Source organism: Pseudomonas fluorescens (assembly GCF_902497875.1).
GTDB lineage: Bacteria > Pseudomonadota > Gammaproteobacteria > Pseudomonadales > Pseudomonadaceae > Aquipseudomonas > Aquipseudomonas fluorescens_BR.
This window is the reverse complement of the sequence record NZ_CABVHY010000008.1, coordinates 1-13000: the sequence shown is the minus strand read 5'-3', so window position 1 is coordinate 13000 and position 13000 is coordinate 1. Positions and strand designations below refer to the sequence as shown.

14 protein-coding genes are annotated in these 13000 nt (G+C 60.3%); 6 read left to right on the top strand and 8 right to left on the bottom strand.

Features of this window, described 5'->3' with window-relative positions; all coding sequences use genetic code 11:
* Positions 1-112: 112 nt before the first annotated feature.
* Positions 113-607, bottom strand: a complete 495-nt coding sequence (locus F8N85_RS09580) for a GNAT family N-acetyltransferase (RefSeq protein WP_150803378.1) — start codon at positions 605-607, stop codon at positions 113-115.
* A gap of 568 nt (positions 608-1175) precedes the next feature.
* Entirely contained in the window at positions 1176-2504 is a 1329-nt protein-coding gene (locus F8N85_RS09575; protein ID WP_224795666.1) for an OprD family porin, read from the bottom strand.
* Positions 2505-2792: 288 nt separating this feature from the next.
* Between F8N85_RS09575 and F8N85_RS09570 the strand changes: the two genes are divergently transcribed.
* From F8N85_RS09570 to F8N85_RS09560, 3 genes are all read left to right on the top strand, one after another.
* Positions 2793-3734 (top strand): LysR family transcriptional regulator, encoded by a 942-nt coding sequence (locus F8N85_RS09570; RefSeq protein WP_150803377.1) that lies wholly within the window; start codon positions 2793-2795, stop codon positions 3732-3734.
* Between the two features lie 95 nt (positions 3735-3829).
* Complete coding sequence (locus F8N85_RS09565) at positions 3830-4633, top strand: putative hydro-lyase (RefSeq protein ID WP_150803376.1); 804 nt, start codon at positions 3830-3832, stop codon at positions 4631-4633.
* Between the two features lie 23 nt (positions 4634-4656).
* The gene (locus F8N85_RS09560) at positions 4657-5199 is read left to right on the top strand and encodes a hypothetical protein (RefSeq protein ID WP_150803375.1); all 543 of its coding nucleotides are present in this window, start codon (positions 4657-4659) and stop codon (positions 5197-5199) included.
* Here F8N85_RS09560 and F8N85_RS09555 read toward each other — a convergent pair.
* Positions 5196-5564, bottom strand: a complete 369-nt coding sequence (locus tag F8N85_RS09555) for a VOC family protein (RefSeq protein WP_150803374.1) — start codon at positions 5562-5564, stop codon at positions 5196-5198. The genes F8N85_RS09560 and F8N85_RS09555 overlap by 4 nt on opposite strands.
* Positions 5565-5596: 32 nt before the next feature.
* Entirely contained in the window at positions 5597-6580 is a 984-nt protein-coding gene (locus tag F8N85_RS09550) for an AraC family transcriptional regulator (RefSeq protein WP_150803373.1), read from the bottom strand.
* Between the two features lie 238 nt (positions 6581-6818).
* Between F8N85_RS09550 and F8N85_RS09545 the strand changes: the two genes are divergently transcribed.
* Entirely contained in the window at positions 6819-7091 is a 273-nt protein-coding gene (locus tag F8N85_RS09545) for a DUF4242 domain-containing protein (RefSeq protein ID WP_150803372.1), read from the top strand.
* A 91-nt stretch (positions 7092-7182) separates the two neighbouring features.
* Complete coding sequence (locus tag F8N85_RS09540; protein WP_150803371.1) at positions 7183-7995, top strand: class I SAM-dependent methyltransferase; 813 nt, start codon at positions 7183-7185, stop codon at positions 7993-7995.
* Between the two features lie 229 nt (positions 7996-8224).
* Here the strand turns inward: F8N85_RS09540 and F8N85_RS09535 are convergent, their stop codons facing one another.
* The 3 genes from F8N85_RS09535 to F8N85_RS09525 are packed head-to-tail and all read right to left on the bottom strand — an operon-like array spanning position 8225 to position 10883.
* Positions 8225-8842 carry a TetR/AcrR family transcriptional regulator gene (locus tag F8N85_RS09535; protein ID WP_150803370.1) on the bottom strand — a complete coding sequence of 206 codons (618 nt, stop codon included), beginning with the start codon at positions 8840-8842 and terminating at the stop codon, positions 8225-8227.
* Entirely contained in the window at positions 8829-9680 is an 852-nt protein-coding gene (locus tag F8N85_RS09530; RefSeq protein WP_150803369.1) for a 3-hydroxybutyryl-CoA dehydrogenase, read from the bottom strand. Before F8N85_RS09530 ends, F8N85_RS09535 begins: the two co-directional genes overlap by 14 nt.
* An 18-nt stretch (positions 9681-9698) precedes the next feature.
* Positions 9699-10883: an acetyl-CoA C-acyltransferase family protein gene (locus F8N85_RS09525; protein ID WP_150803368.1), complete on the bottom strand. Its 1185-nt coding sequence runs from the start codon at positions 10881-10883 to the stop codon at positions 9699-9701.
* 227 nt (positions 10884-11110) lie between these two features.
* Between F8N85_RS09525 and F8N85_RS09520 the strand changes: the two genes are divergently transcribed.
* A complete protein-coding gene (locus F8N85_RS09520; protein WP_150803367.1) occupies positions 11111-12124 on the top strand; it encodes an AraC family transcriptional regulator in 1014 nt (337 codons plus the stop codon).
* Positions 12125-12508: 384 nt separating this feature from the next.
* Here the strand turns inward: F8N85_RS09520 and F8N85_RS09515 are convergent.
* On the bottom strand, positions 12509-13000 hold a 492-nt coding region (locus F8N85_RS09515), incomplete at its 5' end, for a transposase (protein ID WP_150803366.1).

Here is a 13000-nt window from a genome sequence, read left to right as displayed (position 1 = left end):
CGAATGGGTGAGCTGCCCGGCCAGAAGCTATTGCCCTCTGGCCGTACACCGGGTTCAGGCTGGTTCGGCGCACCAGTTGTAGGCCATGGTCTTCTCCTGAGACCGGACACGTTCAGCCCCCGTATTGGAACCTGAACAGGGTGCACGGATATCCATCGACCGTCAGCGGATGACGAGTGAACTCACCCTCGGTGAGGTCGGGGATGACCCTGGCCCAGAATGCGCGCGCCGGCTGATTGGCGTCGATGTGAAAAATCTGCCATTGGCCGGGAAATTTTTTCAGCAATGCCGATACCACAAACCTGCCGATGCCACGACCACGATAGCGGCGGCCGACAAAAAGGTAGCCGAGATTGTACTGCGCGCCTTGCGAGCGAACCTCGTCGTCAATCGTCACGAAACCCGCCAACTCCCCGTCAACCTTGATCAGGAACGGGCGGGTTGCCGGTTTTCGCCAGTAGTCGAGTGTTGGCTGGATACTGAAAAAACCATGCTCGCCGAACTCCAGCGCCAGCCACTCGCTGAAGTCGTACATATAGAATTGCATCAGGTTCTCGATGCATTCGAGTTCGTCGCGCTGGGCGCTGTGCAGTTCTATCGAGAGCATTGCGGCTAACTCCTGCTTGCAGTCTGCGGGGTCATGGAGACTCTCGCTGACCAGGCGCTGAATGTCCACGATCGTGGCCAGCCCTGATGCCAGTCAGTTAAGCATTGGCTGTTCCCAAAAGATCGCAGCCTGCGGCAGCTCCTACGCCGACCGTGGCTGGCAAAAAAACCCGCCAGATACACACACCCCCTGTAGGAGCTGCCGAAGGCTGCGATCTTTTCCGCGGATGACGCATTTGCCGGGCAGGCTCCAAGATCAAAAGATCGCAGCCTGCGGCAGCTCCTACGCCGACCGTGGCTGGCAAAATAACCCGCCAGATACACACACCCTGTAGGAGCTGCCGAAGGCTGCGATCTTTTCTGCGGATGACGCGTTTGCCGGGCAGGCGCCAAGATCAAAAGATCGCAGCCTGCGGCAGCTCCTACGCCGACCGTGGCTGGCAAAAAAACCGCCAGATACACACACCCTGTAGGAGCTGCCGAAGGCTGCGATCTTTTTTGCGGATGACGCGTTTGCCGGGCAGGCGCCAAGATCAAAAGATCGCAGCCTGCGGCAGCGCCTACAGGGCTTACCAAAGCGCCAGGGTATAGCTGAGGATCAAGCGATTCTCATCCAGATCGTTGCCGAAGTTCGAACGCACCGACGCGTTGCGCCATTTGAAGCCCACGCCTTTCAACGCACCGTCCTGCACCACATAAGTGATGTCGGTGTTGCGCTCCCACTCCTTGCCTTCGCCCGGAGCATTGCGTTGCACGTTGTCACCCGAGATGTAGCGGGTCATGAAACTCAATCCCGGCATTCCCAGTGAGGCAAAGTTGTAGTCATAGCGCGTTTGCCAGGAGTGCTCGTCGACGTTGGCGAAATCGCCGATCTGCACGAAGTTGACCAGGTAGGGATCGCTGCGGCCGATATAGGGGAACGGATCGTCGCCGCTCATGCGCTGGTAGCCAAAACCCAGGGCATGGCCGCGCAGGCTGTAGGTAAACAGTGCACCGAAGGCCTGGTTGTCGAGGGCGCGGAAATTGCCGTCCTCGATGCTGCGCGCATAGCGCAAGTCACTCTTGAGCGACTGGCCCGAGCCCAGGTCCAGCAGGTGCACCAGCCCGAGGTAGTTCTGCTGGTAGATATCTTCCAGCTTGCCGTAGCGGTACTGCGCCGTCAGGTTCGGCAGCAACTGATAGTCACCTCCGGCGAACTGGAACTTGTCGCTGCGTCCGCCGATGCGGTTGGCGGTCATGTCCTGATAGTCGGTGGAGTCGACGAAATTGATCTGCGTGAGCTGTCCTGCCAGGAGCTTCAAACGCTCAATTTCCTGCACATTCACCAGGCCGCCTTTGAAGGTTCCGGGCAACAGCCGAGTGTCATTGGAGATGACCACGGGGTCTTTGATCTGCAAGGTTCCAAGCTTGAGAGTGCTGTCGGACCAGCGCACCTTGGCGGTCAGCCCCAATTCACTGTAGTTATCCTGAGAGCCACCGGACAAATCCGGCGGCAACAGATTGGTGCCCGCCGTACCACCGCCCGAGTCCAGCTTGAAGCCGGCCATGCCCAAGGCATCCAGGCCAAAACCGAGGGTGCTGGCGGTGTAGCCGGACTCCATCCGTAACAGAAAACCTTGCGCCCATTCCTCAGCCTTGTCCCGCGAAGCGTCCTGGCGAAAATCGCGGTTGAAGTAGAAGTTGCGCGCTTCCAGGCTGCCCTTACTGTCCGCTATAAAATCCGCCTGGGCTGCCGGTGCGCAGAGCAGACTCAAGCCAAACAAAGTGCCGACCTGGGCGTAGCCGATCTTGCAGTTCCAGTAGGTGTGTTTTTCGTTTTTTGACAGGGAGACGTACCCAGTCAGCGGGCCGGTGCGGCCCGTACCTGAAGACACTCGATCAGTCATGATCTTTTCCATGGGAATTCCTGCGCCAGCAAGCGATGGTGACGGACGCGCCTCTTTATTTTTTTGTGAAGGCGTTGTCGTGGGGGGCGGACACAGTCGCCTGCGTCGTGGAGCGGATTCTTCGCGCCAAGGCGAAGCGGTGTCAAACGGAAAAAAATCGGTGTTATGCATAAGTAAATTTGATACCCACAGCGGCGGACTCTGGAGTAACAATTGCAACGCGACCAACACGGTTCTCTGTGGGAGAACCGTGATCGCCCCCCGATTATCAGCAAAACCACAAGAGCCGCGAGAGCCGCCATGAACCTCAAATTCCTCGAAACCTTCGTCTGGGTCGCCCGCCTGCAAAGCTTCAGCCTGACCGCGGAGAAAATGTTCAGCACCCAGGCCGCGATCTCCAGCCGGATCGCCTCGCTGGAAGACGAGCTGGGCCTGCGCCTGTTCGTGCGTGATTCACGCGGCGTCTCGCTGACGCCCGAAGGTCTCAAGGTGCTCGACTATGCCGAGCAGATGCTGGAAGTACAGCGAGCGTTGAAACACTCCCTGGGCAACACCAGCCCGCAGCAGGGGCTGGTGCGCATCGGCGTGATGGATACGGTGATCCACACCTGGCTCAGCCCGTTGATGTCGACCCTGATGCAGACCTTTCCCGCGGTGGAAATCGAGATCACCGCCGACGCCGCGCGCAATCTCTGCGACCAGCTGCAGAAGGGCTACCTGGACATCGTGTTCCAGACCGACCTGATCCGCCACGAAAGCGTGCGCAACCTCGAACTGGCCCATTACCCCATGCACTGGATCGCCGCCAGCCACTCAATCTATGCCCGGCCCTATGCCTCGCTGGCCGAGATGGCCGGTGAGCGCATCATCACCTTCGTCAAACACTCGCGCCCGCATCAGGATGTACTCAACCTGCTGCATGCCCATGGCATCACTGCACCGCGGGTCAGTTGCGTCAATTCGGTGTCGGCCATGACCCGGCTGATTCGCGACGGCTTCGGTATCGGCGCCTTGCCGGCGGCGCTGGTGGCCAAGCCCCTGGCCAGCGGCGAGCTGATTCAGCTGGAGCCGGGCAGCCGCCTGCCGCAACTGGATGTCGTCGCCTCGTGGCGCGCCGGAGTCGGCCTGGAACTGGTGGAGAGCATTGTCAGAATGAGCCGCCAGGTGGTCAATCAATACGCCGCGGATGTCGGTCCGCAACGCATGGTTTCGGTAGCGGATCTCCCGCCGGCTGCCCCTTGAATAACTTTTAGTTATCCGGGGGTAACAACATTCCTAGTTGGACGGCATCGCCATGGTTTTTTACAAAGAGTCACCGAACCCATGGAAATCTCGTGATGAACCAGCCCATCCTGTCCTTCGAGCAATTGCAGCACAACGCCCCGTTAGCCCTGCGCCAAAGCATCGCCGCCGGGCAGTATCAGGGCCACACCAGCGGTCTGGGCCAGGGCCGGGTGCAAGCCAATATCGTGATACTGCCCCGTGACTGGGCCGACGAGTTCCTCAGGTATTGCGCGCTCAATCGCCAAGCCTGCCCGTTGCTTGACGTCACCGAGCCGGGTGATCCGTATTTTCGCAATCTCGGGGTAGCCATCGATATCCGCCATGATGTGCCCCGATACCGGGTCTATCGCCATGGCGAACTGAATGAAGAGCCGCTGGATATCGAACACCTGTGGCAGGACGACCTGGTGGCATTCGCCATCGGCTGCTCGTTCTCCTTCGAACAACCCTTGCTGGATGCCGGAATTTCCCTTAGGCACATCGATCTGGGGCGCAATGTCGCCATGTACCAGACCAATATCGACACCCGGCCCACCGCGCGCCTGGGCGGCAAGCTTGTGGTGAGCATGCGGCCGATGAAGGCCGCGGCGGCGATCCAGGCGATCCAGATCACCGCACGCATGCCCAACGTTCACGGCGCGCCAGTCCACATCGGTGACCCGTCGCTGATCGGCATCCATTCGCTGAGCACGCCGGACTATGGCGATGCGGTACCGATCGAAGCCGATGAAATCCCGGTGTTCTGGGCCTGCGGCGTGACCCCGCAGTCGGTGGTGCAGGCTTCACGTCCGCCGCTGTGCATCACCCATGCCCCGGGGTGCATGCTGGTAACAGATTTGTGGAACAATGCTTTGTAATCCATTGATACAACGGACAATCAATGAAAACGCCTCAGCTATCGATTCAACACTACATAAACGCCAAGGACGGTAACCGTCCGCATCTGTTGCGGCAGGCCTTTACCCCCGTGGCAATCCTGGACATGGTGGTGCGCACGGGTTCCATCTCGTTCCCGGCCCACGTTGAAGGCCTTGGGCCCATCGGCGAAGTCCTGGTCAGTCGGTTTGGCCAGACGTTCGAAAACGTTTACACCTTTTGCCTGGGAGGCCCCCCTGAAGCGGATAACCCAAGGTTCAGCTGTAAATGGATGGTCGCCATGTCCGACAAGAACTCCCGCGAGGTCCGAGCAGGGTGCGGACTGTATGAATGGCAGTTCAGTCCCGGGTCGGGGTTGGTCGAGAAGCTCACCATCACCATCGAGCACATGAAGACACTGCCGCCGACTGAGCTGCTGCCGATTATGGATTGGGTTTCAAACCTGGACTATCCGTGGTGCGGCCCGGAAGAGGCCGTTCGCAACGCTCCAGACATAGACACGCTTTACGATGTGATTCAGTACATCACAGTAGGCTCTCTTGCCTAGGGGTGAGTGAAAATCTCCAGCAGATGACCGTCCGGATCGTCGAAATACACCCGGCGACCGCCGTCCAACCGGTTGATTTCATTTGGCCGCTGCTTGCCGGGATCGGCCCAGTAGGGCAGCCCGCGGGCCTGGATCCGGGCGAAGATCGGCTCGAAGTCATCCTCGCCAATCAGGAAGGCATAGTGCTGGGACGCGATCTCGCCATCCTCATCGTAATAGTCGAGCGAGACGCCGTTATCCAACTGGACGATCAGCATCGGACCGAACGGGGCAGGGCGGGGCAGCCCCAGCAGATCCACCAGAAATGACGAAGACTGGTGCTTGTCACGGCACCAGACGATGGTGTGGTTCAGCTGTACGCTCACACTGGAATCCTCCTGCCACGATCACCTTCAGCTTAGGCAACATTCGATTTTCCACTAGCGCTGGTCGACTGACTGCGCCGCCATGCCGCGGGCGGGGCGCCGAACTCGCGGCGAAAGGCCCGGCTGAAGGCGGTATCGGTCTGATAACCCACTTGCTCTGCGATGTGCGCCAACGAGGCGTTGCTGCGGCGCAGGAGATTGGCCGCCAGTTGCATGCGCCATTGCGTCAGGTACAGCATGGGCGGGCTTCCTACCAATTGCTGGAAGCGTTGCGCAAGCACCGACCTTGAAGTGCCTGCGGCACGCGCCAGCTCATCCAGCGTCCAGGCATGGGCAGGGCTTTTGTGCAGCGAGTTCAAGGCGGCACCGACGATCCGGTCCCTGACTCCGGCCAGCCAGCCGGTACGACCCTCGCTTTGTTCATTCATGTACAGGCGCAATACCTCGATGAACAGCACCTCGGCCAATTTCGCCAGCACCCCGGCACCACCGGGGCGGGGGGAGCGGGCCTCGGCCAGGGCGTAACGCACCGAGGATTCCAGCCAGATACCGGCACATGAACCGCGCACATTGACCCTGACCAGCGGCGGCAATCCCGCCAGCAGCATCCCCGCCAGGCGGGTATCGCACGCCAGGTAGCCACACACCAGCCGGGTTGCCGGACCGCCACCGCCGTAGTTCAGTTGACGTGGACGACGCGACAGCACCGCAGCCAGACGTCCACCTTTGGCGGGCGCAAGTCCGGGTTGCGAGCTCATGCGATGGGCATCACCCTGGGGAAAAATCACCACGTCACCGGCGGTCAAAAGCAGCGGCGGCTGGTTGTCGAGTTCGACATAACACTGGCCTTCGGTGATCAGGTGAAAGATCACCACCCGCTCGGCGTCAGGCTCCAGCAGCGGCGCCACCGAGTGGGCACTGGGTGACTGATAGCACCAGGGCGCGGTGAACCTGGCATTGATAAAGATCGCGCCCACCAGGTGAACCACGCCCAGGGTCTGCGACAGGGCATCCATCAGCCGTTGCTCCGCTGCACCACAGGTAGCGAGGTTTCGACAATGAACTGTGCTGCCATGGCTGATCTCCCCATTGGCTGGGCTTTTCCGATTGTGAGCGCGTGGCGGCGGGACAGGCAATGTCCGGACGATCGGGCAGACCTTGCCGACGATCGGGCAGGACGCCACGGTGTCCGGGCGCGATAGTGGTCCCACGGGGTAACTGCCTGCCCCGGCGATCCAACAAGTGGAGGTTGCCATGCCGAAGTTTGTTATTGAACGGGATATTCCGGGAGCCGGAAACCTTACGGAGCGAGACCTGAAAGCCCTTTCGCAAAAGTCCTGCAAGGTCATTAGCGAGTTGGGAGCAGAAGTGCAGTGGCTGCAAAGCTACGTCACCGGCGACAAATTTTACTGCGTGTACATCGCACCGAACGAGGAGCTGGTCAGGGAGCACGCCAGGCAAGGCAGTTTCCCCATCAACCGGGTTTCCCAGGTCACCTCGATCATTGATCCCACAACGGCGGAGTAGCGGCGTTCAATCAGGTTTTGCACAGGCCGCGGCTGATCGACAGCCCTGCCTTTATAAGAAATCGACGTCCTACCACTCGGAGCCAGAACTCATGAGTACACCGATTGATTTAAACGCCCTGAAAAACCGTCAAATGGTTTCCTGGGCCAGTGGCGACTATGCCGTGATCGGCACCACCTTGCAGATAGTCGGCGAACAGCTGGCCGAAGCCTGCGACCTGCGTTGCGATGAGCAGGTGCTCGACGTCGCGGCCGGCAACGGCAACGCGACGCTGGCCGCGGCGCGTCGAGGCTGCAAGGTGACCTCGACCGATTACGTGCCCGCGCTGCTCGAGCGCGGCGAGGACCGGGCGAGGGCCGAGCGCCTGGAAGTGATCTTTCAGGTGGCCGACGCCGAAGCACTGCCCTTCGAGGATGCGAGCTTCGACGTGGTGCTGTCGACCTTTGGCGTGATGTTTACGCCTGATCAAGCGAAAGCGGCCGCCGAGCTGGCGCGGGTGTGTCGGCCTGGGGGCAGGATCGGCCTTGCCAATTGGACCCCGGAAGGGTTTGTCGGGCAGATATTCAAGACCCTCGGGCGCCATCTTCCGCCACCGGCCGGCGCGCAACCCCCTTCGCTGTGGGGCACCGAGGCCCATCTGCAGACACTGTTCGCTGACAGCGCAGCCAATATCGCGGTGACACGGCGGCTGTTCAATTTCAGGTACCGCTCCGCCGCGCATTTCATCGAGGTGTTTCGCACCTGGTACGGACCGGTTCACAAAGCCTTCGCGGCGCTTGAGGCCGACGCTGCCCTGGCCCTGGAACACGACCTGACCGAACTGTTGAACAGCCTGAACCGGGCGGGCCCGGATTCGCTGGTAGTGCCTAGTGAATACCTTGAGGTGGTGATCACCCGGCGTTGAAGCGCATCCGACAGATCCTTTGCCAACCAAGGTTTCGCGGATGTATGTGGTCGGCGTAGGAGCTGCCGCCGGCTGCGATCTTTTGATCTTCGCGCCTGTCCGGCAAACGCGTCTTCCGCGGAAAAGATCGCAGCCTTCGGCAGCTCCTACAGGGGGTGTATGTATCTGGCGCGTTTTTTTGCCAGCCACAGTCGGCGTAGGAGTTGCCGCAGGCTGCGATCTTTTTCTCTCAAGCCACCGCCGCCTGAAGGCAGGCCACCCTTGGCGGGCAGGGCGCAAGCAGGCGTTCTATCGCACCAGTCACCAGGGTTTCCAGCAGGTCGTCGCGCTGCTGGTCATCGAGGCTGTGCTGGGCCAGCCAGGACGGCGCGCTATTGAGCAAGGAGGCAATCGCGTGTCCGGCGGCCAGCAGGCTTTGTTCGGTCAGTGCTGTCCGATGCCCGAGAATCGCCAGCAACCGGCATTGGTATTGCTCGCGCAATTCCTTGACCCGCTGCTGTTGCTCTTCGTTAAGGCAGCAACTGTCGCGCTCCACCAGGCGATAGTGCTCGGGCATCTCCCGATGCAATTTCAGGTGCGCGCGGATGACCACCTGGATGTTGTGAGCGCGGCGCGGGCCTTTGTCGATTCGCTGCAGGGTGGCCAGCAGCTCTTCGTAGAATTCTTCGATCAGATCAAGCAGCAAATGCTGCTTGCTCGGATAGTGGTGATACAGCGAGCCAGGCGTGAGCCCCAGGTAGGTCGCCAGCTCACGCATGCCGACCTGGCCAAAGCCCTTCCTGGCGAACAGCTCGAGCGCCTTGTCGCGATGCTGCGCCAGGCGTGAGCAGCGTTCAGGCATAGGCATGGAAGCCGCGCCCGCTTTTGCGCCCCAGGTAACCGGCGGCGACCATTTCTTTAAGCAACGGCGCCGGACGGTACTTGCTGTCATTGAAGCCGTCGTAGAAGGCCTCGAGAATCGCCAGCAGGGTATCGAGGCCGATCAGGTCGGCGAGGGCCAGGGGGCCGATCGGTTGATTGCAGCCAAGGCGCATCCCGGCGTCGATGTCATCGGCGCTGGCCAGCCCTTCCTGGAACACCAGAATCGCTTCGTTGATCATTGGCACCAGAATCCTGTTGACCACAAAACCCGGGCGATTGCCGGCGGTGATCGCGGTTTTGCCCAGCCGTTGCGCCAGTTCCAGCGCCAGGGCATGGGTCGAATCACTGGTCTGCAGGCCGCGAATGACTTCGATCAAGCCCATCATCGGCACCGGATTGAAGAAATGCAGGCCGATGAAGCGCTCCGGCTGACTGACGCTGGCCGCCAGCTGGGTGATCGACAACGAAGACGTATTCGAAGCGATCACACAGTCGGTACTGACCTGAGCAGCGATTTGCTGCAGAACCCGCAGTTTCAGATCGAGGTTTTCGGTGGCGGCTTCGATCACCAGTTGCGCGCTTTCCAGCGTTGCATAGTCAGTGCTGGTCTGAATCCGCTGCAGCGCCGCGAGTTTTTGATCCTCCGAGAGCAGCTGTTTGGCGATTTGCCGATCCAGATTCTTGCTCACCGTCGCCAGGGCTTTTTCCAGCGCGGCCTCGGAGATATCCAGCAAGGTCACATTGATCCCGGCCAGGGCGCAGATTTGCGCAATGCCGTTGCCCATGGTGCCAGCGCCGATCACGCCGATGTTCTGCAGATTCATCTCAGGTCAATTCCTTGATTAAACGCGTTCGAACAGCACGGCAATGCCTTGGCCGCCGCCAATGCACATGGTCGCCAGGGCATAACGGCCCTGACAGCGGTGCAGTTCGTAAATGGCCTTGGTCGCAATAATTGCGCCGGTGGCGCCCACCGGGTGACCGAGGGAGATACCCGAACCGTTCGGGTTGACCTTCTGCGGATCGAAACCCAGTTCTTGAGCCACGGCACAGGCTTGTGCGGCGAAGGCTTCGTTCGATTCGATGACATCCAGGTCGGCCACGGTCAGGCCGGCGCGCTTGAGCACCAGGCGAGTCGCGGGAATCGGTCCCAGGCCCATCAGCGATGGTTCGAGCCCGGCGTGGGCATAACCCACCAGACGGGCCATGGGCTTGAGGCCTTGCTCCCGGACAACCTGGGCGGTGGCCATGATCAATGCCCCGGCACCGTCATTGAGTCCGGAGGCGTTGCCGGCAGTCACGCTGCCATCTTTCTTGAAGGCCGGTTTCATGTTGCTCAGCTGCTCGGCGCTGACATCCCCTCGCACGTGCTCGTCCGTGGCGAACGACAGCGTGCCTTTGCGGGTAGGCACTTGAATCGGCACGATCTGCTCGACAAAGCGGCCTTCGGCGATCGCCCGGGCAGCCCGTTGCTGGCTGAGCAAGGCCAGGTCATCCTGCATCTGGCGAGTGATGCCGTACTGCTCGGCGATGTTTTCCGCAGTGATGCCCATATGGAAGCCGGCAAACGGGTCGTGCAGAACCCCCAGCATGTAGTCGATGCCCTGGAGGTCGCCCATGCGTGCACCCCAGCGCGCCTGGGGCAGCAAGTAGGCGCCGCGGCTCATGGACTCGACGCCACCGGCCAGTACGGCCCCCGCATCGCCCAGCAGCAGACTTTGCGCGGCGCTGACGATCGCTTGCAAGCCGGAACCGCAGAGTCGGTTGACGTTGAACGCCGGGGTTTCTTTCGGTAGCCCGGCATTCATTGCCACGGCCCTGGAAATGTAAGCGTCACGGGCTTCGGTAGGGATTACATGGCCCATCACCGCATGGCCGATATGCTCAGGGGCGAGGCCCGAACGTTCAATGGCGGCGCGGCAAACGTCGGTGGCCAACTGGATAGGCGAGACGTCTTTAAGCGACCCGCCAAAGCTGCCGATGGCGGAACGTGCTGCGCTGACGACGAAAATATCGGAATTGTTCATGTCGACTCTCTGAATCAGTGTGGATTCTTGTTAGCTGAAATAGTCGGTGCTTCAGCGACTGGCGTACTATGGGCGCCGTCCGGCATGGGCCGATGGCCACGGCGGCTCGCTGAAACGCCTTTCCTGGCAACGAGTCTAGAGCCGGCGGCGGCGCTGGCCTATGCCATAACTGTTCAGCAGAACTGATGTTTTTTGCCATTTCAGGCGATGAGGAGAGCAGCATTCAAATGCGCGAAAAGGACTCGGTTGCCGTCTATTTTGTGCAGGCCATGGTCCATGCGCTGCGAAACGATCCATTGCGTCTGCGGGCGGTCCTGGAGCAGGCGGGCATCGACCCGGCGTTGATGGACCAGCCCCAGGCGCGAGTTCCGGCCAGTGCGTTCGCCGCGTTATGGCTGATCCAGATTCGCGAAATGGACGACGAATTTTTCCAGCTCGACTCCCACGGCATGCCGCTCGGCAGTTTCGCTTTGATCTGCCGGGCCTTGATCCAGGAGCCGAACCTGGAAAAAGCCATGCGCCAGTGCCTGGCCAACTTTGCACTGTTCCTCCGCGATTTTCGCGGCAGCCTCAGTGTGCGCGGCAAACGGGCGGTCATCAGCCTGCAGACTCGCTGCGAAGACCAGCAGGCCAGTGTTTTCGGTGAAGAGACCTTCCTGGTGTTGATGTTCAGTATGCTGTGCTGGCTCGGAGGGCGGCGAATCCCCATCGATCGCGTGGATTTTCGTCATGTGCGCGAGCCACTCACGGATGATCCGTTGCTCTGGGGCGCCAATCTGACCTTTGGCGCCGAGCGCACCGAAATCGAGTTTGCCAGTCGCTACCTGCGGCTGCCGGTGGTCCAGGACCTGGCCTCGCTGAAAGTGTTCCTGCGCAGTGCGCCGCAATGGCTGGTGATTCGTTTCCGCAACCAGCACGGCCTTGCGGCACAGGTCCATCAGCGCTTGCGCAGCAGCCACTACAGTGAATGGCCAACCTTGCAAGCCTTTGCCCAGGAACAACGGATGAGCCCCAGCACTTTTCGACGCAAGCTGGAGCGCGAAGGCTGTTCATTTCAGGAAATCAAGGACGAAGTGCGCCGCGGGATGGCCTTTGAACAGCTGCGCCAGACCAAGGTGAGCATTACCGAGATTGCCGAGCAGACTGGCTTCCAGGAACCCAGCGCGTTCCACCGGGCGTTCAAGAAATGGACGGGGGAGAGTCCGGGGCGGTACAGGGCGAGGTTTCAGGATAAGGCGTGAGGTCTTGTGACAAACGCCAAGCCCTGTGGGAGCGGCGGGGCGGCGATCCGACTTGCTCGCGAAGCGAATACCGCGATTATTCAGGTCTCCTGTGGCGAGGGGGCTTGCCCCCGTTGGACTGCGAAGCAGTCCCAATCCGGGTGATCGAGTTCTAACTGAAGGATCCCGTTGCCTGATTTCAGGACCGCTTCGCGCTCCAGCGGGGGCAAGCCCCATAGGCGCTAACCAAATCTCTCGCTCCATAGCTCATCTTGCTGGTATCCCCGCTTTTTTCGCGGGGATTCGCGCAGTGCACGACTGAAGTAATCCCATTTCTCAAGACACGTAAACAACGACAAGCGGGGACTGATCACGCTACAAAGCAACCAATGGATAAAGGCCATTTCACGCCAGCGACAACGCCTCTGAGCCACGTTTTCTTGAATGCCCCTCGCTCTCGACAGGGGAAAAATGCTCGCCTGTGGCGATCAACCGCTCAATAAGGCAAGCCACTAATAATTTCCCTTGCAGCCAGGCTTTCGCGCCTTCCGGGTTTTTCTTTCTCAAGCGCGATAACCCTAGCAATGACTTCATCCGCTTGAACGCCAACTCCACCTGCCAGCGGTGCCGATAAAGGGCCAAGACCTCTTGCGCACTCAGGCAGTCCAAGGTCGTGACCACCACAACGTAGCCTGCTGCCTCCACTGTCTGTGATTGAAGCTGCTTCTGTTTTTGCTTTTTTTGTGCAGTTCTCTGTAACTTGCGCTCGCTTTCCATCCTTTGTTCATCCGTCTTGCGGTATGCACACACGCGTACCGCAATATCCCCTTTCGAACCTTGCATCACCGCTGGCCATTCACCCGTTTGCCCTGCCTGCAAGGTGCGTAACTGCGGCAG

What these genes read in the sequence shown, in the direction of transcription:
- F8N85_RS09580 (WP_150803378.1), bottom strand. Translation starts at nt 607, where the DNA reads ATGCTCTCGATAGAACTGCACAGCGCCCAGCGCGACGAACTCGAATGC.
- F8N85_RS09575 (WP_224795666.1), bottom strand. Translation starts at nt 2,504, where the DNA reads ATGGAAAAGATCATGACTGATCGAGTGTCTTCAGGTACGGGCCGCACC.
- F8N85_RS09570 (WP_150803377.1), top strand. Translation starts at nt 2,793, where the DNA reads ATGAACCTCAAATTCCTCGAAACCTTCGTCTGGGTCGCCCGCCTGCAA.
- F8N85_RS09565 (WP_150803376.1), top strand. Translation starts at nt 3,830, where the DNA reads ATGAACCAGCCCATCCTGTCCTTCGAGCAATTGCAGCACAACGCCCCG.
- F8N85_RS09560 (WP_150803375.1), top strand. Translation starts at nt 4,657, where the DNA reads ATGAAAACGCCTCAGCTATCGATTCAACACTACATAAACGCCAAGGAC.
- F8N85_RS09550 (WP_150803373.1), bottom strand. Translation starts at nt 6,580, where the DNA reads ATGGATGCCCTGTCGCAGACCCTGGGCGTGGTTCACCTGGTGGGCGCG.
- F8N85_RS09545 (WP_150803372.1), top strand. Translation starts at nt 6,819, where the DNA reads ATGCCGAAGTTTGTTATTGAACGGGATATTCCGGGAGCCGGAAACCTT.
- F8N85_RS09540 (WP_150803371.1), top strand. Translation starts at nt 7,183, where the DNA reads ATGAGTACACCGATTGATTTAAACGCCCTGAAAAACCGTCAAATGGTT.
- F8N85_RS09535 (WP_150803370.1), bottom strand. Translation starts at nt 8,842, where the DNA reads ATGCCTATGCCTGAACGCTGCTCACGCCTGGCGCAGCATCGCGACAAG.
- F8N85_RS09530 (WP_150803369.1), bottom strand. Translation starts at nt 9,680, where the DNA reads ATGAATCTGCAGAACATCGGCGTGATCGGCGCTGGCACCATGGGCAAC.
- F8N85_RS09525 (WP_150803368.1), bottom strand. Translation starts at nt 10,883, where the DNA reads ATGAACAATTCCGATATTTTCGTCGTCAGCGCAGCACGTTCCGCCATC.
- F8N85_RS09520 (WP_150803367.1), top strand. Translation starts at nt 11,111, where the DNA reads ATGCGCGAAAAGGACTCGGTTGCCGTCTATTTTGTGCAGGCCATGGTC.